This is a genomic window from Mesorhizobium sp. YC-39 (assembly GCF_025753795.1).
Classification (GTDB): Bacteria; Pseudomonadota; Alphaproteobacteria; order Rhizobiales; family Rhizobiaceae; genus Mesorhizobium.
On sequence record NZ_JAOWPS010000013.1, the window covers coordinates 44,387 to 64,778 of the forward strand.

23 protein-coding genes and 3 pseudogenes are annotated in these 20,392 nt (G+C 55.6%); 12 read left to right on the forward strand and 14 right to left on the reverse strand.

Going from position 1 to position 20,392, the window contains the following annotated elements:
- The first annotated feature begins 120 nt into the window (after positions 1-120).
- The gene (locus OHD62_RS33390) at positions 121-477 is read left to right on the forward strand and encodes a hypothetical protein (protein ID WP_263791743.1); all 357 of its coding nucleotides are present in this window, start codon (positions 121-123) and stop codon (positions 475-477) included.
- Between the two features lie 123 nt (positions 478-600).
- Here OHD62_RS33390 and OHD62_RS33395 read toward each other — a convergent pair whose 3' ends face one another.
- Both OHD62_RS33395 and OHD62_RS33400 read right to left on the reverse strand, forming a co-directional pair.
- Entirely contained in the window at positions 601-903 is a 303-nt protein-coding gene (locus OHD62_RS33395) for a DUF982 domain-containing protein (RefSeq protein ID WP_006199654.1), read from the reverse strand.
- A 118-nt stretch (positions 904-1,021) separates the two neighbouring features.
- Complete coding sequence (locus tag OHD62_RS33400; RefSeq protein WP_263791814.1) at positions 1,022-1,483, reverse strand: phasin family protein; 462 nt, start codon at positions 1,481-1,483, stop codon at positions 1,022-1,024.
- Positions 1,484-2,065: 582 nt separating this feature from the next.
- Here OHD62_RS33400 and OHD62_RS33405 point away from each other — a divergent pair.
- A complete protein-coding gene (locus OHD62_RS33405) occupies positions 2,066-2,263 on the forward strand; it encodes a type II toxin-antitoxin system RelE/ParE family toxin (protein WP_263791745.1) in 198 nt (65 codons plus the stop codon).
- Positions 2,260-2,580 (forward strand): helix-turn-helix domain-containing protein, encoded by a 321-nt coding sequence (locus tag OHD62_RS33410; protein WP_263791747.1) that lies wholly within the window; start codon positions 2,260-2,262, stop codon positions 2,578-2,580. The genes OHD62_RS33405 and OHD62_RS33410 overlap by 4 nt, the downstream gene beginning before the upstream one ends.
- 150 nt (positions 2,581-2,730) lie before the next feature.
- Here OHD62_RS33410 and groL read toward each other — a convergent pair whose 3' ends face one another.
- The 3 genes from groL to OHD62_RS33425 form a co-directional block, all read right to left on the reverse strand.
- Entirely contained in the window at positions 2,731-4,386 is a 1,656-nt protein-coding gene (groL, locus tag OHD62_RS33415; RefSeq protein WP_263791750.1) for a chaperonin GroEL, read from the reverse strand.
- Between the two features lie 61 nt (positions 4,387-4,447).
- A complete protein-coding gene (groES, locus tag OHD62_RS33420) occupies positions 4,448-4,744 on the reverse strand; it encodes a co-chaperone GroES (RefSeq protein ID WP_006199659.1) in 297 nt (98 codons plus the stop codon).
- Between the two features lie 229 nt (positions 4,745-4,973).
- Entirely contained in the window at positions 4,974-5,222 is a 249-nt protein-coding gene (locus OHD62_RS33425; RefSeq protein ID WP_263791753.1) for a hypothetical protein, read from the reverse strand.
- Between the two features lie 219 nt (positions 5,223-5,441).
- Between OHD62_RS33425 and OHD62_RS33435 the strand changes: the two genes are divergently transcribed.
- On the forward strand, positions 5,442-6,083 hold the full coding sequence (locus tag OHD62_RS33435; protein WP_263791754.1) for a hypothetical protein: 642 nt from the start codon (positions 5,442-5,444) through the stop codon (positions 6,081-6,083).
- 410 nt (positions 6,084-6,493) lie between these two features.
- On the opposite strand, the gene OHD62_RS33440 is transcribed toward OHD62_RS33435, so the two are convergent.
- Entirely contained in the window at positions 6,494-6,805 is a 312-nt protein-coding gene (locus tag OHD62_RS33440) for a hypothetical protein (RefSeq protein ID WP_263791756.1), read from the reverse strand.
- Between OHD62_RS33440 and OHD62_RS33445 the strand changes: the two genes are divergently transcribed.
- Both OHD62_RS33445 and OHD62_RS33450 read left to right on the forward strand, forming a co-directional pair.
- Positions 6,806-7,072 carry a hypothetical protein gene (locus tag OHD62_RS33445; RefSeq protein ID WP_263791758.1) on the forward strand — a complete coding sequence of 89 codons (267 nt, stop codon included), beginning with the start codon at positions 6,806-6,808 and terminating at the stop codon, positions 7,070-7,072.
- 216 nt (positions 7,073-7,288) lie between these two features.
- Positions 7,289-7,399 (forward strand): annotated as a pseudogene (locus OHD62_RS33450) (MucR family transcriptional regulator); the annotation flags it as partial.
- 202 nt (positions 7,400-7,601) lie between these two features.
- Here the strand turns inward: OHD62_RS33450 and OHD62_RS33455 are convergent.
- Positions 7,602-7,862 (reverse strand): annotated as a pseudogene (locus OHD62_RS33455) (DUF982 domain-containing protein).
- On the opposite strand from OHD62_RS33455, the gene OHD62_RS33460 reads away from it, so the two are divergent.
- Positions 7,764-8,165 (forward strand): hypothetical protein, encoded by a 402-nt coding sequence (locus tag OHD62_RS33460; protein WP_263791818.1) that lies wholly within the window; start codon positions 7,764-7,766, stop codon positions 8,163-8,165. The pseudogene OHD62_RS33455 and the gene OHD62_RS33460 sit on opposite strands and share 99 nt — an antisense overlap.
- A 597-nt stretch (positions 8,166-8,762) precedes the next feature.
- On the opposite strand, the gene OHD62_RS33470 is transcribed toward OHD62_RS33460, so the two are convergent.
- From OHD62_RS33470 to OHD62_RS33495, 6 genes are all read right to left on the reverse strand, one after another.
- A complete protein-coding gene (locus tag OHD62_RS33470) occupies positions 8,763-9,947 on the reverse strand; it encodes an SGNH/GDSL hydrolase family protein (protein ID WP_263791760.1) in 1,185 nt (394 codons plus the stop codon).
- Positions 9,934-10,965 (reverse strand): SGNH/GDSL hydrolase family protein, encoded by a 1,032-nt coding sequence (locus OHD62_RS33475; RefSeq protein WP_263791761.1) that lies wholly within the window; start codon positions 10,963-10,965, stop codon positions 9,934-9,936. Before OHD62_RS33475 ends, OHD62_RS33470 begins: the two co-directional genes overlap by 14 nt.
- Positions 10,966-11,058: 93 nt before the next feature.
- Positions 11,059-12,894: a carbamoyltransferase gene (locus tag OHD62_RS33480; protein WP_263791762.1), complete on the reverse strand. Its 1,836-nt coding sequence runs from the start codon at positions 12,892-12,894 to the stop codon at positions 11,059-11,061.
- Between the two features lie 3 nt (positions 12,895-12,897).
- A complete protein-coding gene (locus OHD62_RS33485; RefSeq protein ID WP_263791763.1) occupies positions 12,898-13,050 on the reverse strand; it encodes a DUF5989 family protein in 153 nt (50 codons plus the stop codon).
- A gap of 7 nt (positions 13,051-13,057) precedes the next feature.
- Positions 13,058-13,459 carry an SxtJ family membrane protein gene (locus OHD62_RS33490; RefSeq protein ID WP_263791764.1) on the reverse strand — a complete coding sequence of 134 codons (402 nt, stop codon included), beginning with the start codon at positions 13,457-13,459 and terminating at the stop codon, positions 13,058-13,060.
- Positions 13,456-13,761: a hypothetical protein gene (locus OHD62_RS33495; protein WP_263791766.1), complete on the reverse strand. Its 306-nt coding sequence runs from the start codon at positions 13,759-13,761 to the stop codon at positions 13,456-13,458. The genes OHD62_RS33490 and OHD62_RS33495 overlap by 4 nt, the downstream gene beginning before the upstream one ends.
- Positions 13,762-13,980: 219 nt before the next feature.
- Here OHD62_RS33495 and OHD62_RS33500 point away from each other — a divergent pair, with 219 nt between their 5' ends.
- A complete protein-coding gene (locus tag OHD62_RS33500; RefSeq protein WP_263791767.1) occupies positions 13,981-14,424 on the forward strand; it encodes a hypothetical protein in 444 nt (147 codons plus the stop codon).
- Here OHD62_RS33500 and OHD62_RS33505 read toward each other — a convergent pair.
- Positions 14,385-14,620 (reverse strand): annotated as a pseudogene (locus OHD62_RS33505) (integrase core domain-containing protein); the annotation flags it as partial. The gene OHD62_RS33500 and the pseudogene OHD62_RS33505 sit on opposite strands and share 40 nt — an antisense overlap.
- A gap of 1,071 nt (positions 14,621-15,691) precedes the next feature.
- On the opposite strand from OHD62_RS33505, the gene ctlX reads away from it, so the two are divergent.
- The 4 genes from ctlX to atzF all read left to right on the forward strand — a co-directional run bounded on the left by ctlX (position 15,692) and on the right by atzF (position 20,385).
- Positions 15,692-16,576 carry a citrulline utilization hydrolase CtlX gene (ctlX, locus tag OHD62_RS33510; protein WP_263791815.1) on the forward strand — a complete coding sequence of 295 codons (885 nt, stop codon included), beginning with the start codon at positions 15,692-15,694 and terminating at the stop codon, positions 16,574-16,576.
- A gap of 166 nt (positions 16,577-16,742) precedes the next feature.
- The gene (locus OHD62_RS33515) at positions 16,743-17,453 is read left to right on the forward strand and encodes a GntR family transcriptional regulator (RefSeq protein WP_263791769.1); all 711 of its coding nucleotides are present in this window, start codon (positions 16,743-16,745) and stop codon (positions 17,451-17,453) included.
- Between the two features lie 60 nt (positions 17,454-17,513).
- A complete protein-coding gene (locus tag OHD62_RS33520; protein ID WP_263791770.1) occupies positions 17,514-18,452 on the forward strand; it encodes an alpha/beta hydrolase in 939 nt (312 codons plus the stop codon).
- A gap of 103 nt (positions 18,453-18,555) precedes the next feature.
- Positions 18,556-20,385: an allophanate hydrolase gene (atzF, locus tag OHD62_RS33525; RefSeq protein WP_263791772.1), complete on the forward strand. Its 1,830-nt coding sequence runs from the start codon at positions 18,556-18,558 to the stop codon at positions 20,383-20,385.
- Positions 20,386-20,392 lie beyond the last annotated feature (7 nt).

Here is a 20,392-nt window from a genome sequence, read left to right on the forward strand (position 1 = left end):
CGGTTGCCTTGCGGCCTCAGGCCTCGGCCCTTGACTAATTGGCGGCGATGTACAGGGATTCCCCGAGAGCTTAATCTTAACCGCGCAAAGACCTGCTACGGCTGATGGAGAGGAGGGCGCTTGGACGAGAACGATCCGAAGGAAGAGCTGATCGAGACGATTTTCCGCAACGGCACAATCACCGTCGTGGGGATCTTGCTTGCCTTTTCGCTCGGCTTCGTCACGCATTGGGCTGCTAACCCCATGCCATGGCGATTCTACGATCTGTTCGCCGTTGTGCCGATCCTGTTCGGCATCGCGTTGCAGATGCGGGCGCTGTCCATGCTGCTCGACATGAGTTCGCTGCGCCGACCCATCTACGAACGCGCCAACCGCATCTTCATGGCGGGCCTCATCTTCACCGCGTGCGGCGTGGGGCTGGCCATTCTGCTCGATGTTTTCGAGATGTCGACGAAGGGCGCGCTGCCAGGCGCTTGACGGCGCCGTCACTGCGCTCGGGCGCTGCCGCTCATCGACTGACGCATCGTCAAGTCCAGGGTTTCCTAGTGCTGCCTCCCGTGCGGCGCCGGCCCTTCTTCCCGAGGCCCCCTTCGCCGACGCCTACAGTTGGACTTTTCCACTGCCCGACTTGCAGGCAGCGAGCCACTGCATTGCGGAGGTTGCATCCTCCAATATGGCGACACGTTTCGCAAAGCCGAAAAAGGCGTTACGCGCTACGCTTACAGGTTTTCGCCCGTCGTATGCATCATAGCACGCCCTGAGGGCGGCTTCGTGGATCATGTCTCTGCGATCTTCTGGCCAGTCGTTGAGAAAATCGATAGCGTCCGCAAGGCCGGCAATCTCTTGCACGACATACGCTGCACGTTTCACGAAAAGTGGACTGCTGAAAGCCTCCGGGTTCATTCGTTTCTCCCAATTGCTGACCCACTGGTTTCCCTAAAACAGGCAGCCTCATCGACACCCGCGGACGGGGTGCCCAGTGGGCGAGGTGCTGACTTTCGGTCCCGATTGCCTGAGCCAATCAGGCGGCCTTGAGTTCCTTCAAAGCCATCTCAAAAGCATTCTTGATCGGCTTGGATACATCCTCGGTAGCTCTCAGCATCAAGGCTTGTACGACCTTGGCCTGCTCGGCGGATTTTTCGATCTGTTTGTGCAGGAAAGCGATCTGCACCTCGATGAACTCGAAGGGCGACTTCACGGCAACCAGTGCTTCGAGGTGCGTGAAGCCAGCTTCGGCATTGGCCCGCAGAGTGGCAATCATCTGCTGGGACACCTCGTTGCTGGTGGTCTTGGCCGTTTCAAAGGTCGACTCAAAAGCCTTTTGAGTCGTTTCGGCGCCCGAACTCGATTTGGAAAATGCCTCCGTCGACCGCTCAAGGCCCTGCTCGGCGACAGCGCGGACTTGCTCGACAGGCTTGGATGGGTCGAAGGCAGGGGAGCCGGCGTTTTCGATCGTTTCGGTATTTCCAGTGATCTTGGACATTTTTTCGATCCTTTTCCACGGGCGACAGCTAAACAAAGCCGCCATCGTCTATGTACGGAATAGTCGCAACGGATTTATGAAGCTGACATGAATTTGCGCGAGTTGGGTCTTCACGAAGGGTAAAGCAAGGGCGATGGCTCATCAAAAAGAAGAGCAAAACCGGCGCTATCACCGATATCGGGCCGCCCAGGCTGGTCGGACTTGCAAGGCGCGATCAACGGCTATCTGACGCGGTATTGTGCCGGTCTGGAAACGGCCGGTGTGCTCCAAAATGCGTTCATACGAAAATACGATCCCTTGGCAAAAATGCCTGTTTGACCCCGAGTCTCTAATTTTTCAACGGCTAAGAAGTGTCAGGATACTCGTTGAAAAATTATAGTCTGTATGCTATAAAGTAAGTGCGAATGAAAAACCAAAAGCCCGCAGTATGGATGGGATCGTCGAAGGACGACCTGCGTGAGTTTCCCGTCGATGTTGGCCGTGTCATGGGTGTTGCAATCAACGACGCCCAGAATGGCGAGGAGCATCCGGCGGTCAAAGCCCTTAAGGGATTTGGCGGCCGCAGCACCCTGGAGATGGTCGATGAGTTTGACGGTGAGATCTTATCGCGCCGTCTACACCGTCCGCTTCGCTGGCGTGATCTACATCCTTCATTGCTTCCAGAAGAAGTCGAAAAAGGGCAGAGAGACGCCCAAGCACGAAATCGAGCTCGTGACAGTGCGATCGAAGGCCGCTGAGGCGCACTATCGCGAAAACTATGGGAAAGGAACAAAGTCATGACAGAAGACATCACCGCCGAAGTGAGCGGCGGCAACGTGTTTGCGGACCTCGGCCTTGACAATCCCGAAGAGGAATTGCTCAAGGCGAAGCTGGCCCGTGAGATCCGCGCCATCATTAAGCGTCGGCGCCTAACTCAGGCCAAATCAGCTGAATTGCTCGGGATGAAACAGCCCGACGTCTCCGCGATCGTCACCGGGCGAACTGGCAAGTTCTCGATAGATCGCCTGGTGCGCTGCCTCGATCGGCTCGACTATAAGGTCGACCTGGTGGTTCGCCATATGCCTCGACGATCAACACACGTGGCTGAAGCCGCTTGACGGCTCGATCATGACATCGCGTCAAGGCCGATGGCGGCCCGAGCGTCGTTCCAAAATTTCGCGAGCGCCGAACTTATTCCGACCGGATCCGCGCCAAAGGAAGGGCGGCATTGCTGCCGCCCTTTCCGAGATTGTTGAGAGGCGTGAGCCTTAAAAATCCATGCCACCCATGCCGCCCATGCCACCGCCGGGCATCCCACCCGGCATGCCGCCGCCAGCCGACTCCTTCTTCGGAGCTTCCGCGATCATGGCTTCGGTGGTGACCAGCAGGCCGGCGACCGAAGCCGCGTCCTGGAGAGCCGTACGGACAACCTTGACCGGATCGACGATACCCATGGCGATCATGTCGCCATATTCGCCGGTCTGGGCATTGTAGCCGAAGGTCGCGCCCTTGTTCTCAAGGATCTTGCCGGCAACGATCGATGCTTCCGCACCGGCGTTCGAGGCGATCTGGCGGGCCGGAGCCTGCAGCGCACGACGAACGATGGCGATGCCGGCCGTCTGGTCGGCATTGGCGCCGGTGACGGTGATGGCTTGCGAAGCGCGCAGCAGGGCAACGCCGCCGCCTGCAACGATGCCTTCTTCCACGGCCGCGCGGGTCGCGTTGAGGGCGTCATCGACGCGGTCCTTCTTTTCCTTGACTTCGACTTCCGTCGCACCGCCGACGCGGATCACCGCAACGCCGCCGGCCAGCTTGGCGAGACGTTCCTGCAGCTTCTCCTTGTCGTAGTCCGAGGTGGTCTCCTCAATCTGCTGCTTGATCTGGGCAACGCGGCCCTGGATCTCGGCCTTCTTGCCGGCGCCGTCGACGATGGTGGTGTTCTCCTTGGAGATCGACACCTTCTTGGCGCGGCCGAGCATGTCGAGGCCGACATTCTCGAGCTTGATGCCGAGGTCTTCGGAGATGACCTGGCCACCGGTCAGGATGGCGAGGTCTTCCAGCATGGCCTTGCGGCGGTCACCGAAGCCCGGCGCCTTGACGGCGGCGATCTTCAGGCCACCACGCAGCTTGTTGACGACCAGCGTGGCCAAGGCCTCGCCTTCGACGTCTTCCGAGATGATGAGCAGCGGCTTCGAGGTCTGCACGACGGCTTCGAGGACCGGCAGCATGGCCTGCAGGTTGGAGAGCTTCTTCTCGTGCAGCAGGATGTAGGCATCCTCAAGATCGACAACCATCTTGTCGGCGTTGGTGACGAAGTAGGGCGAGAGGTAGCCGCGGTCGAACTGCATGCCTTCGACGACTTCGAGTTCGGTCTCGGCGGTCTTGGCTTCCTCAACCGTGATGACGCCTTCGTTGCCGACCTTCTGCATCGCTTCCGCGATCATCTTGCCGACCGACTCGTCGCCATTGGCCGAGATCGTGCCGACCTGGGCAACTTCCTCGGAGGTCTTGATCTTCTTGGCAGCCTTGCCGAGAGCCGCGACGACTTCGGTGACGGCCAGATCGATACCGCGCTTCAGGTCCATCGGGTTCATGCCGGCGGCAACCGCCTTGTGGCCTTCCTGGACGATCGACTGCGCCAGAACGGTCGCGGTCGTGGTGCCGTCGCCGGCGATGTCGTTGGTCTTCGAAGCAACTTCGCGGACCATCTGCGCGCCCATGTTTTCGAACTTGTCTTCAAGCTCGATTTCCTTGGCGACGGTGACGCCGTCCTTGGTGATGCGCGGGGCGCCGAACGACTTGTCGATGACGACGTTGCGGCCCTTGGGGCCGAGCGTGACCTTCACCGCGTCGGCGAGGATGTTGACGCCGCGCAGCATGCGCTCGCGGGCATCACGGGAGAATTTTACGTCTTTAGCAGCCATTTTTAAGCTCCTGGCAGGGGCTTGGGGTAAGCCCGAATTCAGTTGACGGTGAGGCCGATAATCAGCCGATGATGCCCATAATGTCGGATTCCTTCATGATCAGAAGGTCTTCGCCATTGAGCTTGACTTCGGTGCCCGACCACTTGCCGAACAGGATGCGGTCGCCAGCCTTGACGTCCAGCGGGACGAGCTTGCCAGCTTCGTCACGAGCGCCCGAGCCGATGGCGATGATCTCGCCTTCCTGCGGCTTTTCCTTGGCGGTATCTGGGATGATGATCCCGCCGGCGGTCTTCGCTTCGGACTCGACGCGGCGAACGACCACGCGGTCATGCAGCGGTCGGAAATTCGACTTTGCCATTTTTGGATGTCCCTGGTGCTGTTGAACGGTTCTCCGTTGCCGGAGCGTGGTTAGCACTCGCCTATGCCGAGTGCTAACGCGACCGTGAGATAGGTAGTAGGTTCGTACTCGTCAAGACGAAATAGGGACGGCCGAGGAGCAAAAAATTCTGCAATCGGCGCGGAAGCACCGGGTCCCTGTACATGAGCTCTTTCTGCATCTTTGCTGGCAGTCGCTCGTCCCCTCCGGCTCAAAATAGCTCCGCCAGAGGTTCCGGCCTGGTGTCGCCTAAGAGGAAGGGCCTGAATGGTAGTTCGCCCAGTGACTTTTCGGCGAAGAGCACCGCGCGGAGGTCGTCGTGCATCAGGAGCAGATCATTCAAGGATTCCCATTGGCAGTGGACGGGATGAAAATTCGCGAGGGAAAGCGGCTTGCCGCTGCGCGCCATGCGGCAGGAGCTGCAGCGCTTTTTCGTCAACGATCCTTCGTCACCCCACATCGCAGACCTCCGCTCCCGTCACTCATATTCATCGCATCCGCGCAATCGCGCACTCGAAAGCACCTGATGGCGCTTGTGCGCATGCCAGCCGGGGAGACACCAGTTTTTGACGGGCAATTGCATTCAGGCGCGGAGCACGCTCGAAGCCGAGAAGGTCGGCAGAACGCAAAGCTAACCGCACTTTGGCCGTGGCTCTCGACATGCTGACGCTGGATTTTCATGTCAGTAGAATGGCAGGGCACGCCCTCGATCATCAAGGCGATACACCGGGCAAAGCGATACGATCGTCATGCACAGAGCTACCTCTCGGCCCCGGCTCTCGCTAACAAAAAGACCCGGCCCAATCTGGAGGGATTGGGCCGGGTCTTTAAGGTCACATTCCATTGGTGGGCAGTGACGCTTCTTGGCTACCCCGCCATTACTAACGAAAGGTTAACCGCGGGCATACTCCTCTGTTTCCACCAGGCGACAAGGGCGTCCACACAGGGAACAATCGATAAGACCCCCGACAGTCCAGGACGACAATATCTGCGACGACAATATCTGCTCGCCGTCGCCAAAGGCGCTTCCATTTCCCAACAAGAATCGTTGAACGTGATCGAACGCATCCGCTCTGCTGCCGATCGCTGGCCATGGTTCGTGGAGCAAGCAGGTCTATTCAAAGCACGAACCGATGAACTTGATCTGAGCCTGAACGGACGGAGGTCTCAGCCTGCGCAGGCGCTGCATCGGCATATCTTCCGACGACCCGGCTGTTCCGAGCCCCTGCCCACACGAAAGCAAACGTGCACCAACGATGACGAGTACCGTTCCGTGGCCGCCGGCGATGCCGAAAATCCTCGCCGCATGAGCGCCGCGTGACGTTCAACCGGCCTTTGCGACTCAGCTGGAGTTTGCGACGGAGCCGGAACCAACCGGAGTGTTCCAACTGGAAATCCTTCGCCCGAGCCTTTGCGAAAAGTGAGCGCTTCGTCTCGGGCTCGCCGACTTCAAGCGGCTTTAGAAATCAAAGGCCCCGGAACTGGGTCGGTTGTCGGGGCCTTGGCCATGTACGAGATACCTAGCATGGCCGCATTGACAGTGAGCTAATATGCTCAACAAACGGTAAATGGCCGCCGCACTCCTCCGAGGGCCCCGGCCGCGCAGGGGGCATGCCCGCGCTGCCGAAAGGCGACCAGAGCTTCTTCCCTGACGCGTCACTGAATCTCGCTCACTATAGTATTTACGTATCTGAAATTATTATATCTTTTATGGCAACACTTCATCGCTTCTCACCGCTTACTCGCATGAAGGCTGCTCAGAAATCCGACCGCAGGTTCCGGCTGATCGTGGATGCGAGAGCCACTTTCGCTGACTTTAGGGCCAGTCGAATTTTTCGGTTTGACGGTGAAGCGCCGGTATTCATCCTGAAAGAGCGTTTCAGGCGATGCCTTGGCAATCAAGGCAAACGGGCAGCCAGCTTCATTGACGCTTGCTGTCGGTCGCATGACCGTTTCTGTGAGCGAGCCGAGGGAGATCGTAGGGATGTATGTGGATGAAAAAACAAATATCGAGTCGGCGATCGTTCCGGCACGAAACTGCATATGGAGATCGGCTGGACGAAACCAGTCGCTCGTCTGCTCGACCACTATTCAACGCGGGTGCGAGAAATTTGCTCGGCGGAGACGGTTTCAAAGTTCGAGGAAGCGACGGCTTGGCTTGAGAAAGCCGGGGAGCATGAGCGAATTCATGGGGAGAACAGCCTCATGAATACCAACCATCCAGTTTACAAGAGGGTGAACCGCCGTCTGACTGACAACCCTGACCATCGCCTGCGTGCTTACCTAAGCAAGTTGGCTTTAGAGCGCTGAAGTTCGTGAGTGATTGATTGCAGCAATCAGATCCTCTTTTGAGTTGTACAGTTCAGAAGTTATTTCCCTGCGAGTCGGATCAGCTGCAAAGTGTCGGCTCATTGACTCTATACGGCCGTCGCTATGCGTGACAACAAAGAAGGCCTGCACACAATATCGACATGGTCGTATTCGATGTCGCGAACTAGGGACACCAGAGCGTGAACCGCATCCACCGCAGCTAGGGCAGCTGCGACGCGCTCGGCAATGGCCAAGACGATGGGCCTCGGCCGCAAACCGAAAGAGCCGGTCCCGGCGAAGCGGACCCGCAAAAAGGTCGCAGCTTGATTTCTGCAATCGAGAGTCTTTTTGAAGCGCGGCACCACCGGCATTGTCTGGCGGAACATGAAAAGGGCGGGGGATCGCCAGCCCCTTCCTTGAAGACATCCTTGCTTCACAAGGAATTGGCGACGGCTTGGAGCAATCTGCCGCACCGGACCTCCGGTCCAGACATGCTCTCGCCCGCTCTTATCGAGCGGGTCGCCGATGCCTACGCTTGCACTTTTCCCGTGCCCGACTTGCAGGCAGCGAGCCACTGTATGGCGGAGGTTGCATCTTCCAATATGGCGGCCCGTTTCGCAAAGCCGAAAAAGGTTGCGCGTCACAGGTTTTCGCCCATCGTATGCATCAAAGCACGCCCTGAGGGCGCCTCATGGATCAGGTTCCTGCGATCTTCTGGCCATTCGCTGAGGAAATCGATGGCGTCAGCAAGGCTGGCAATCTCTTGCACTACGTACGCTGCACGCTTCACGAAAACTGGGCTGCTGAAAGCCTCAAGGTTCATTCGTTCCCTCCCAATCTGCCTTGCGCACCAACCGCGCCACCGTCCGACCATTGCAGAATGTGTTGTCAGGGCGATGACGGTCTCAAAAGGAATGTTAAGGATGTGCTTGCCCAGTCGACCTCGCCTCGCTTGGCGGACCATGCGGCGATAGAAATTCGCCGGGACAAGCTCGGCGAGGCCATTCGCCTTGCTGGTCCTGCGGGCAAGATCAATCCTGGCAGCTCCGACCAGTTTATTGCAATTCCGTCGCCTAGGATCGTCACGCCTTGAGAACGATTTCTCCTTTGGCACGAACTTGGAAAGCGACTGTGGGCGCGGTTACGCTGTGGGCCGCTGCGTGGCCCGGCGACAGAGGCGGGAACTGTCCAGCTTGGTGGTGAACTAGTCAACTCTTCCTTTCGGCGCGACGGAATTTCTGCAATGGCCGAGCACTTTTCTACGAGGTCAGAACCTAACGCGTCTGAATGCCATCTGATCGATAGGCATAGTTGATCAGGTCACGTATCAACTCCAGCAACCCGGCTTGCGGGAAGCCGTCGAGTGGATAGCCGTGCTACTAGGTCGTTGCGGATGACGTTCAGTGGAGGAAAGGTGCCACCTGGTAGCCTTCCAGATCAGAGAGTAGACGCGATGCTCGGCGATGATGTCGAGTTCCTGGCCGACACGCTCACCCGAGATCGAGTATCAACGACCGTTGCCGGGCACTCCCGGCTGAAGTCGTCAATGACGCACAGGATCCGAAAGCCCTGTCTCCTCATCCGAGGAACAGCCTAACCTCAAACCGAGGACATTTCAGAGCAGCAGGTCAAGACAGGTAATTTGATGCATCGACTTCCTCCTATTAGGTCACTCCCGAGATGGTGTCATTCACTTCCCGGAAGCATATAGTGCCAATATGTCGGCAGAAATTTTGTGAGCTATACGGTTATTTCCGTCCTCGCCATAATGCTCGCTGTCCATGTAAATTGGGCTGGAAACGCCGGAGAATATAGAGCGTAAGTCGTGGAGCACGTTTTGATCCGCACGATCATGATCCCTCGCGACCACCTTGTTTCTCATCAGAGAGTAAAGACTGCTCGCTCCTGGTAACCATCCATCATGTCTCTCGATCGCCTTCTGTTCATAGATAGTTATCTTTTCTTTGTCATTTAACTGTGGCTCTAGGTAGAACAATGTCTTAAATAATAGGCTTCCTGAAATCGTCTCTATAAACCGAATATTTTCGAAATAGACATCTGCAGCCCCATCGGACAGCGTGTCTAGGTTCTTCTGGCACCCTCCGTGCCGTTTCCTGCCAGCGAGGAACCTCATTATAGCAATGTTCTCCGGTTTTATACTCACACGCGCCTCGTTTTCACGAGACATTCTTTCGAAGTCGGGGCCGTCAAGAGGAAGTCCCGGTCTGTCCTCACTGCACGTGGATTCCGCGTCAATCAGTCCTCCGTAAAAGATCACCAAATCGGGAACGTTTCGCTTTTTTAATTCGAAAATGAAGCGAATTAGGCTTTGGGTAGTTGCATCCCCATTGACTGCATAATTTGTGACTTTAGCGCTAATTCCACTTTTGACGAGGTTCTTGGCAACGAGAGAAGGAATGGTGAAGTCGTCCCTAGAACCCCAGCCCCACAAGGTGGACCCACCAAAGAAAAAAATATTGATCTGGGTACTCTCGTCGTCGTTTGATGGCCCACCGTTCCACGTCCTTCTTATCCCATCGTGTACATTAAGAAATTTTCCAGTATAGTCTGGCTCGAGTGACTGCGTATAAGGAGCCAGCGGCAATGGCCAATCCACCGCATCCACGCGTTCTTTCAAGTACTCTTCCGCCAGTACCGGATCTTCGTATACGCCAGAATAGGCTGCGGCCTTTACGGCATGTTCGCTTTTTGCTTCATCCGAAACCTTATAGTAGGACGTCAAAGACACCTCCATCAGCGCGATAAGGAGAAGAGCGAAAGAGAAGTTCAACCACATCTTAGCCGTTAAGGTGATTACGTAAATAACGCGCTTTATCGCCGTAGATCGTCTTGGCTGTAAATCATTTGATGTCATTGATGCTCTCCGCCCGAGTGGGTTCTTCGAACGTCGCCGGGTATTGTTTCACTAAAAACTTCATAATTGCGTCCGCATAGAGCCCGGCCGCCTTACCATTCGGGTGGGCATCCGTTTTAGTGACCCAAAGCGAATGTGGAGCCTGTTTTTCCAGAGACGGAAGCAGGTCTAGAAATGGAACACCGAGCACTTTCACTTTAGAGGCAACGAGGTTCGTTATGTCTTCGAACGGATATGGCGACAGCGCATGCAATTCCGGATAATTTACAACAATAAGTCGTATATTTCGATCATTACAATATCTCACAAGTTCCCTCAGGGCGTTCTGGGTAGCTAGCCAGCCAGACTGATGTTCCTGATAAAGATTTCTGTAATAATGTTTCCAGTCGGATCTCCGAAAAAATCTGCGCATAATGACGTCGAAACGACCGGAAATGAATACAGCTGAGTAGAAGTGTTCCATAAAAAAGTTATCTGCTCTTCGTGGCGTTTGCTCTGCATCATTGATAAAGTAGTTGAGTATGACTATATCTGGATTGTAAACATGGGCCTTTTTTATGAAGTAATTTGCTTCCATGGATGTATTGGCGTTTCCAATCCCGGTGTTTATAATCTCGATCTTGCTTTTCCCCGTATTCAGAAGCCTTTCCAGGCGGTACGATGTGACGTCCTCGGGCTTTGCGCCCCATCCAAACGTCAGCGAGTCACCTAGCATCATGATTCGAACGGTGCCGTTCTCTTTCACCACAGAATGCTCGCGATCGCGCCAGCCTGCTGAGTTGATCGTTACTGGCACTCCCATGTAAACCCCGCTTTTCCCGGGGATATGTTCGTGGCCAACATCAGGTATGTCGCTAATCCTTTTCAGATCTTTGGCGTAACGCCACATTTCGATGTCAAAATTGGTGCCGTCTGTCTCCATCAAACGCACGTAGAGTTCTAGTAGGCTGGCCGCGACAATCAGGCTAATGGATGTAGAAAGGATAAAAAAGAGTGCGCTTTTGATTCTTGTAGTCATTTGGGTTATCTTCATCAACGTGCCTGTCGGGATTTTGCATTCGCGAGATAGAGATAACGGCGCCAGCCGCAAGCAATGGTTAGTCAACCACCTTTAATCGAGTTCATAAAAAGCGCAATAGTCTTTCATTAAGGCTCTGCTCTGGTCTTCCTTTCGTAAGAGCGAATTGCCGACGGCAAGTAGCTCGATCTCTGTTCCCATGAAACACCGGAACGCATCCTCTGGATTGCAAACGATCGGTTCCCCCCGCACATTAAACGAGGTATTCACGACAACGGGGCACCCGGTTAGCTCCTTGAACCTCGATATCAATCTATGAAATCGAGGATTGGTTGTTTTGTGCACAGTTTGCACCCGCGCGGAATAGTCCACGTGTGTGACGGCTGGAATTTCGGAGCGCATGACATTCAATTTATCGATGCCGAAGAGCTGCTTTTGCTCTTCTGACATTGGCAACTGCTTCGTGCTCGTCACGTCGGCCACAAGGAGCATGTATGGGCTATCGGAATCTAGGTGAAACCATTGAGACACGTCCTCTCGCAGAATACTGGGCGCAAACGGACGGAAAGATTCGCGATACTTGACCTTGAGATTTAGCTGCTTCTGGACAATCGGTGAGCGGGGGTCAGCAATGATGGAGCGCCCCCCTAGCGCTCGCGGGCCGAACTCCATCCGGCCCTGCATCCAGCCGACCGCCTTACCGTCAACGAGAGCATGCGCGACACCGTCAATCAATGCTTCATCGGATTCGGTCGTGAATACCGCGCCGGCCTTTCCTAGACTTTCTTCGATTTCGCGCTGGCTAAACTCTGGCCCGAGATACGCGCCGTTCATGCTGTCGCCAGAACGGATGCTCCTGGGCTTATCAAGCATCAAATGATAGGCAGCGAGTGCTGCGCCTACTGCCCCGCCCGCATCGCCGGCAGCCGGCTGAATCCAGATGTCATCGAAGAGCTTTTCTCGCAAGAGCTTTCCATTCGCAACACAATTAAGCGCGACTCCTCCTGCGAGGCAGAGATTTCTCTGCCCGGTTGTGGCCCGGATTCCCTTTGCAAGCTTTAGAACGACCTCCTCGGTAATGGCTTGAATAGAGGCGGCTAGGTCCATCTCTCTCTGCGTCAGCTCACTTTCGGGGCGCCTGGGGGGGCCACCAAATAGCCTCTCGAATCGACTATTGATCATCCTTAGCCCGGTGCCGTAATCAAAGAAGCTCATGTCCAGGTGGAATGACCCGTCTTCTTTGATGTTGATGAGATGCTCCCTTATCAGATGCACGTACTTGGGCTCGCCGTAGGGGGCCAGTCCCATTAACTTGTACTCACCGGAGTTCACCTTGAAACCGGCGTAGTAAGTAAATGCTGAGTACAACAAGCCCAGAGAGTGCGGAAAGTGAATCTCCTTGTGGACCGATAGTTCGTTTCCCCTACCAATCGCAAGCGAGGTTGTCGCCCATTCTCCCACGCCATCCATCGTTAACACTGCGGCTTCGTCAAATGGCGATGGGAAGAACGCCGACGCGGCGTGACTGAGATGGTGCTCTGAAAAACGAAGTCGACTAGACCAATCATGATCGCTCCCAAGCTGTTCGTTCAGAGCCTCCGTAATCATTCTTCTTTGAAACAGCTTGTCCTTTAGCCAAACTGGCATCGACATTGCAAAGCTCTTAAATCCCGCTGGTACAAAAGCTAGATAGGATTCAAATATCCGCTCGAATTTGCTAAAGGGTTTGTCATAGAAGATTACATAGTCGACATCGCCTGGACTCAACCCTCCGGCGCGGAGGCAGTAACGAGCCGCATAGGCAGGAAAGCCCGCATCGTGTTTTTTTCGCGTGAAGCGCTCTTCTTGCGCCGCGGCTATCAGTTCACCGTTTGAAACGAGACAAGCGGCAGAGTCATGATAGTAAGCTGAGATACCCAGGATATTCATTGGTCAAAACAGCGTGTAAACGAACGGCGCGATGACAGAGCCTTGTGCCAGAATTAACATAACCCCTATGAGAACTATGAAAATAACTATGGGTGCGGCCCAGAGTTTTTTGCGGGTCCGTAGGAAGGCCCAGAGTTCTTTGATGAATATATACATGTGAACCTCAAAACTGGGTTTTAAAGGATTTGCCTGTCGGTCCGGGCGGGTTACGAGGGATCCAGTAACTCGCGACCGGTAGTCGCTTCAGTCGAAGCTCATCGCGCCCGAGCAACCGAGCGACGATGCCGATCGGTACAAGAAGCCCGAAATAGATTACACCGAGGACCAGAGGACTTACTATCATCCCTAGTAGCTCACCGAAGTAAAACCAGAGTAGATTGAGCGGCGAGAGAGATCGAGGAAAGGTTAACGCTATGCCGCCGAATACGGCACTGATCGCAAAGAGTGAGACGAAAGCGGCATCGACGCGTCCCTCGATGGCCGTGTACGCGCCCAATGCAAGAAATATGGCACAGAATGTGAGCCCAAAACGGCGATTGGACGGCAGTTTGGACGGGACTTTCATGCCATGCCCCGTGCGATGTACGGCGTTTCCAAAGACTGGCCGGGCAGAACATACTTCGCTCTGATATCGATCGGAGCTAGAAGTCCGAAAGAAGTCATTCCAAGGTCGACCATCCTGGCGACCTGTCCATTCGTCGCGGCGAAGTTCCCGCGCCTCCGACTGAGGCGGTGAGCCCAACTATGCCCCTTCGCGGTCGCCGCCGAGTAGACCTGCAGGCCTTGCTCGATAAGCAGCTTGTTCGGGATAAGTTGCTTAGCGCAGCACCCGATTTCTGCTACGTTGCGGGTGGTGGCGACAATCATGTTAACCTCAGATCTTTCGATTGGGTTGACGAGCTCAGCCAAGAGTTTCGCAATGATCGTGCCAGGATCGTATCAGAGAAAAATGTAGTCGATTCAATCAGGCAGCACGGTGCGCGGCCTATTGGAACGTTGTGTAAACTCTGACATACCCGAAACCACTGTTGCAAACGCGACACTCGCGAGCATCAACAATGCATGTGTTTGCAGGTGGCAGGGCGGATGGATCGTCGTGGTCTGAATGCGAAGATTGAGGAGCCTGCTGTTATCGATCTCCAGCGCTTCGCCGCGAATCTGAAGACGGCCTGGAAGAGTGGCGAGACGCGACCAACGCACCGGCGGCCGTATCGGCGGACCAAACCCTATCCGAAGCGACCCAGCATGTACGGGCCGTTCGAGGCGCAGATCAAGGCATGGCTCGAGGAAGAGCCGGCGCTCTCGGCAGCAAGTGTGTTGCAACGCCTGACAAAGATCGACCCGTCGCGCTTCAAGGAAAGGAACCTGAGAATGGTGCAACGGCTTGTGAAGGCCTGGCGCATGGAAATGGCTGGTCTGATCATCCTCGATGGCGGTTGGATGAAGAGTTGGCCGCCATCTCCCTCCGCTGTGACGCAGGGAGATAGGGGCTATGTCGGCCCCTTCGCGCTCGGTAACATTCCTCGGTGAGGCAATAAGGGGCAATTTCTCAGTTCGCCCGACAGGCTGATTGATGTTTTGGACTTTAGGCTTCCGTGCGGTCGATGCCAATTGATCGGTGCAGCCAGGCGGGAAGTTCTCCGGCACGATGATCGGCGCTCGGGTAGGCAATGGCGTAGGCTCATTCTCTGAGCGCTGTCTGAATGAAGCGCTCTGGCTTGCCATTATCCGGTATGTGACCTGTGGTGCCTTCTCGTCCTGCTTCTTGTTTTGGAACGGCCTTATGGTGAGCCCATCCGGGACGTGGGGCACCGGGAGCACGAAGGTGCAGGCAGGCCGTCAATAGACCGTGGGCTGTGAGCCCGAGCTCGTTAGATGGCCGCCCCTCGCGACTTTCCCGGATGCTGCGAGCGGGATCAGTAGATGTCGTGTTTGCCCGCCAGCTCCCCGTCTTGGACCGCGCCAAGAAGGAGGAACGGGCATGCGCATTGAGTGCTGAAGCTTGGTAACTCCAGTCTCCTCGGTTCGGACCGAATGGACAACCTCCCGAAAGATCAAACGTCGGCCGCAGTTGCTCCTCCTCGCGCCTGTGCCAAAACTGTGCCTTTTTTTAGCCCAATTGGGTTCTGTATTGTTTAGAGTCCGACAAAAGTTTGGCCGGTAACGGACAGGCAGAAACGGGCGCTTGCAGGCAAACTGTCGACGGGAAACGCTTTTTGGCTTGGTATGGCTCTTGCGTTTAACTTGGCATGGCTCTTGCGCAGCAAACGGTGACGTTTACCTAGGAACAGGGTCGTTCGATGTCTGTACCGATGATTTGCTTGGGCGCCGCATTAGCAAAAAATTGTTCCAACAGTTGCAGGCGACCGCCAAATCCGGTGTTTGCGGGTCTTTATTCTGCGGCTCGGCGGCTTCCGCGATTGCGCCGGCAAAAAGCGAGATGCACTATCCTGATGCGCCGACACTTTCGTCGAATGTCCGTTGCAGACCGAGCGCGAGGTCCAACGCATGCCGCGAACGATCCTAACTCTGGAGAGTGGTGATTGGCGGCCCCGGCTCCGACAACAGGCGACAAATTCACCCTTCGACAGCGTGGGCTTCGAAAGCAAGGACTTTTCCGCGCTACGAGGCATGAGAGCGGCCGAAACGGTTTTACGGTCAGCGCCTCGACATGACCGATGACCCAAATGACCAGGCAACTTCTGCGGAATGCACCGACGCGCTCGCTAACCCGAATGAAGTCCTTCCCGTGGCAGCACTTACAGAATTCTCGGTTCAGGCCCCTTTCGCAGTGGTTATGATCCGTCCGCATCGTTTCACAGTCAATGCTGAGACTGCGGCCGACAATCGCTTTCAAATATTGAATGATGATGCCAGTGATCTGTCGCCGCTCGCCTATGCCGAGATCACACGCGCCGCTGCGATGCTCAAAGAGCAGGGTATAGTGGTACATTTGTTTGAGAGCCCGGGTTGCGACACTCCGGATTCTGTATTTCCGAACAACTGGTTTTCGACCCACGCTGGCGGTTACGTGGCAATCTACCCGATGAAGGCCTTAAGCCGCCGGCGTGAGCGCAGGAGCGATATTATTGACATGCTGAAGAGTCGATATAGAGTCCGGGAGGTAATCGACTATTCCGGGCTTGAGCCCGACGACCTCTTCTTGGAAGGTACCGGTTCGATGGTGCTCGATCATATTGATCGGGTCGCCTATGCGGTAAGATCTGAGCGCACTGATCCAATCGCACTTGAAAGGTTCTGTACCCAGTTTAGTTTTGAGCCGATGCTGTTTTCGGCGAAGGACTCCAAGGGGTTCGACATCTATCATACAAACGTGCTGATGTGCGTCGCAACCGATTTCGCCATGATCGGGCTCGACATGATCACTGACTCAGGGAGACGGCGCGAAATCGTCCATCGGTTCGAACGGGCCGGTCGCCGCGTAATCGGGCTCACCAATGCACAGATTGAGAAATTTGCAGGCAATGCGATTGAGCTAATGGGCGGGAATGGGCGCATCTTGGCCCTGTCGACGACTGCCCTCTTGGCATTGACGACGGACCAGATCGACATCATCGGCAAGAGCGCGCGGCTGCTGCCGCTAGCAATTCCTACGGTCGAGCGGGCCGGCGGTTCCGTGCGATGCATGATTGCTGGCGTACACCTCACGCCTCGGGATTAAGAGTGCTCCGTTCGCTACGAACCGACTCCGCCGAGAGAGGGTAGCTCGGTGCGGCATGGCGAGAACCCACTCGTGACAAAGAGAAAGCTCCTTAGGCCGTCTTGTCATTCCACTCGCCTTGTTGTATACTACATAGTATCCTAGTTACGCTTGTGCTGGATGTTTCATGGTGAAGATCGTCAATATCAACAAAGATGCCGGCAACCTTGCCGAGCGCGCGTATGAAGAGATTAAAAGGCGGATTTTCGATTTTATCTTAATGCCTGGAGATCGGCTATCTGAATCTGATCTGGCGCAGCAAATTGAAGTCAGTCGTACGCCGCTGCGTCAGGCGTTGCAGCAGTTACAGCATGAAGGTTTCGTTGAAGCGCTACCTAAGGTCGGCTGGCTGATCCGTCCACTTGATTTCGAAAAGTTCGATGAGCTTTATGATTTTCGCATCTTAATCGAATGTTTCGCCGCACGAGAGCTGTGCACTACCGTGAAGGACCGATCTGCGCTGCGAACACTCGCACTTATATGGAGCGTGCCTGCCGCCGAGCGGCTGCAGGATGCGATGAAAGTGAGTGCCTTAGACGAGGCATTCCACCAGACAATCGTCGAAAGCACAGGCAACCGAGAAATGATGCGCACGCATCGCGAAATCACTGAGCGCATCCGCATCATTCGCCGGCTCGATTTCACCAAGGATAATCGGGTTACGGCGACGTACGATGAGCATGCCGTAATTCTTGTAGCGCTTCAAGGAGGGCGCCCCGACGAAGCGCAACAACTGCTGACGTCTCATATTGAGATCAGCAAGCGAGAAGTACGACAAATCACCCTAGACATGTTGCAGCGAGCGAGAAAGCGCGAGCCTCTCGCAGGTCAGAATTAACAATAGGCTTTGCACTAGCCTTATCCACCGCGCTGATTTTCCAGATCGGAGACTATTTAGGTGACAGACAATATATCAGCACATTACCTCGGGCTCGAAAACGCCACGGTGCCTTATCGGAAGGTCGGCGACCATGAGATTCTTGCCGATATCTACCGGCCAAAGGGCAACAGTGTATGCCCAGTGATCGTTTACATTCATGGTGGCGCCTTAATCACAGGTAACCGCGGGCTGACGACCGAGAACCGCATTTTAGCGCGAGTGCTCTCTCTGGCGCTGGAAAATGGGTACGCCCTTGTCTCCATTGATTATCGCCTCGCGCCGGAAACGAAGCTGCCTGCGATCGCCAGTGATATAGAAGCAGCTTTCGCTTGGTTGGGAGCAGAAGGCGCTAAGCGTTTCCACCTCGATGCGGAACGGATCGTCGTTGTTGGCGACTCTGCTGGAGGGTATTTGACTTTAACGACGGGCTATCGTGTTCAACCGAAACCCAAGGGCCTCGTCGCTCTCTACGGCTATGGCGAATTGGCTGCCGATTGGTACACCCTGCCGAACCCTTATCCCAACTATAATCTGGAGAAGGTCACCGAAGAAGAGGCGAAGCACCAAACGGATGGGACGGTCATCTCTGACGCGCACCTTCGGAAAGGGAACGGGGGCAAGATTTACATGCACTACCGTCAAACTGGGCTGTGGCCGCAGGAAGTGAGTGGATTTAACCCTGAGGCGCTCCGTGAAGACATTATGCCATATGAGCCGGTGAAGAATGTCTCCAATAGTTATCCAGCAACGATGCTGATCCACGGTACTCAGGACACAGACGTTCCCTTCGAGGAGTCCGTGAAAATGGCTGAACAACTAAAGAGGCACGGTGTGCCGTGTATTTTTAAGCAGATAGACAACGGGGAACATTGTTTCGACGGCGGCGATCCCGCGCAGATCGAGGATGCCTACAATTCGATGCGTGAATTTATGCTTATGCATCTTAAAGGCAAATAACAACACTCGCCAAGACTATATGTAGCCGCTCGGTTTGCCTTACCTGAGGTTGGCAAAGGATTGGAGCACCTTTGGACGTATCGTTGCTGGAGTTTCTATTAATATGAGCGATAACCATCCTGAGACGCTAACGGAGATTGTCGCGGCGCATCGCGCCGGAGCAATAACGCCAGTGCAGACGATTGCGCGCAGCTACCAGCGGATCCGTGAGTATAACGATCCTGCTGTCTTCATCAGTTTATGCGACGAGAGAGATGCAGTCTTGCAGGCCGAGAAGCTCGCCATGCGGAAGGATGCCGCCAGCCTGCCGCTTTACGGTGTGCCAGTGGCGGTAAAAGACAATATTGATGCAGTAGGCTTTTCAACTACTGCCGCCTGTCCCGGCTTCTCTTATACGCCGACACGCGATGCGACTGTGGTGGAGCGCCTGCGAGCCGCCGGCGCAATCATCATTGGTAAGACCAATCTCGACCAGTTCGCGACCGGTCTAGTCGGCGTGCGTTCGCCTTATGGCATCCCCAGAAATCCGGTACGTGAGGATCTCATTCCAGGTGGCTCGAGTGCGGGTTCGGCAACGGCCGTCAGCGCGGGCCTCGTGCCGTTGTCGGTCGGAACTGACACTGCTGGATCCGGCCGTGTGCCGGCAATGCTCAATAATATCGTCGGGCTGAAGCCTAGTGTCGGTATGATCTCGACCGCAGGCATCGTCCCAGCCTGTCGCACGCTCGACTGCGTTTCGATCTTCGCGCTCACAGTCGACGATGCCATGCTCGCGCTCTCCGTGATGGCAGGACAAGATCAGGCTGACCCGTTTTCGCGGGATCGGTCGCTTGGTGCGATGTTTCCGTTTCCAGCGAATCTTCGCCTCGGTGTTCCGCGCAAAGAGCAGCTGATTTTCTTCGGAGATAAGGAAGCGGAAGCAGCGTATGGCGAGGCACTGAGGCGCTGGACCGCGCTTGGCGCAATGCTCATCGAATTCGATATCGAACCGTTTTATGAGGCCGCACGGCTGCTCTATGAGGGTCCGTGGGTTGCCGAGCGCTATCTCGTGATCCGCAACCTGCTCGCCACTGCGCCGGATTCTATCGATCCGGTGGTCCGGGAAATTACCGCCGCCGGCGCGCAGTTCACGGCCACCGACGCATTTTCCGCATTCTACCGTCTCCGGGATCTGCGCAAAATCACTGAGCTGACTTTTGCAGATCTGGATGCCGTAGTGCTGCCCACCGCACCCACAGTATACTCGACCGTGCAGGTGCTCGCGAATCCGATCGAACTCAACAGCCGGCTCGGCACCTACACCAATTTCGCCAATCTGCTCGACCTTTGCGGACTTGCGCTGCCGGCTTCAATACGGTCAGACGGGGCGCCGTTCGGCATAACCCTGCTTGCGCCGGCCGGTCGCGACGCGACCTTGGCTAGCATCGGGCGGGAATTCCATGCCGACACGAGACTCGGCGTTGGTGCCAAGGGCATTTCCCAGCCTGCACTTACGCCACTTCCGGCAAGAGGTGGCGACGATATTCCTATTGCGGTAGTCGGTGCGCATTTGTCGGGCATGGCACTGAACGGCGAGTTAAAGGTGCTGAACGGGCGCCTAATCGAAGCGACCAAGACCGCACCGGATTACAAGCTCTACGCGCTCGACACCACCCCGCCAAAGCCCGGCATGTTGCGGGTCGAAGCGGGCAAAGGAGCCGCTATCCAGCTTGAGATTTGGTCGCTGTCCGCGTCGGCCTTCGGAAAGTTTGTAAATGCCGTCCCGCAGCCGCTGTCGATCGGCAATGTCAAGCTGGCGGATGGCCGCCACGTCAAGGGTTTTATCGTCGAACCGGAAGCGCTTGGCGGTGCACAAGACATCACTGCTTATGGCAGTTGGCGCGCCTTCCTCGCGGCGGAGACAACTCACGACGACTCGCTTGTCAGGGCATAACAAATGC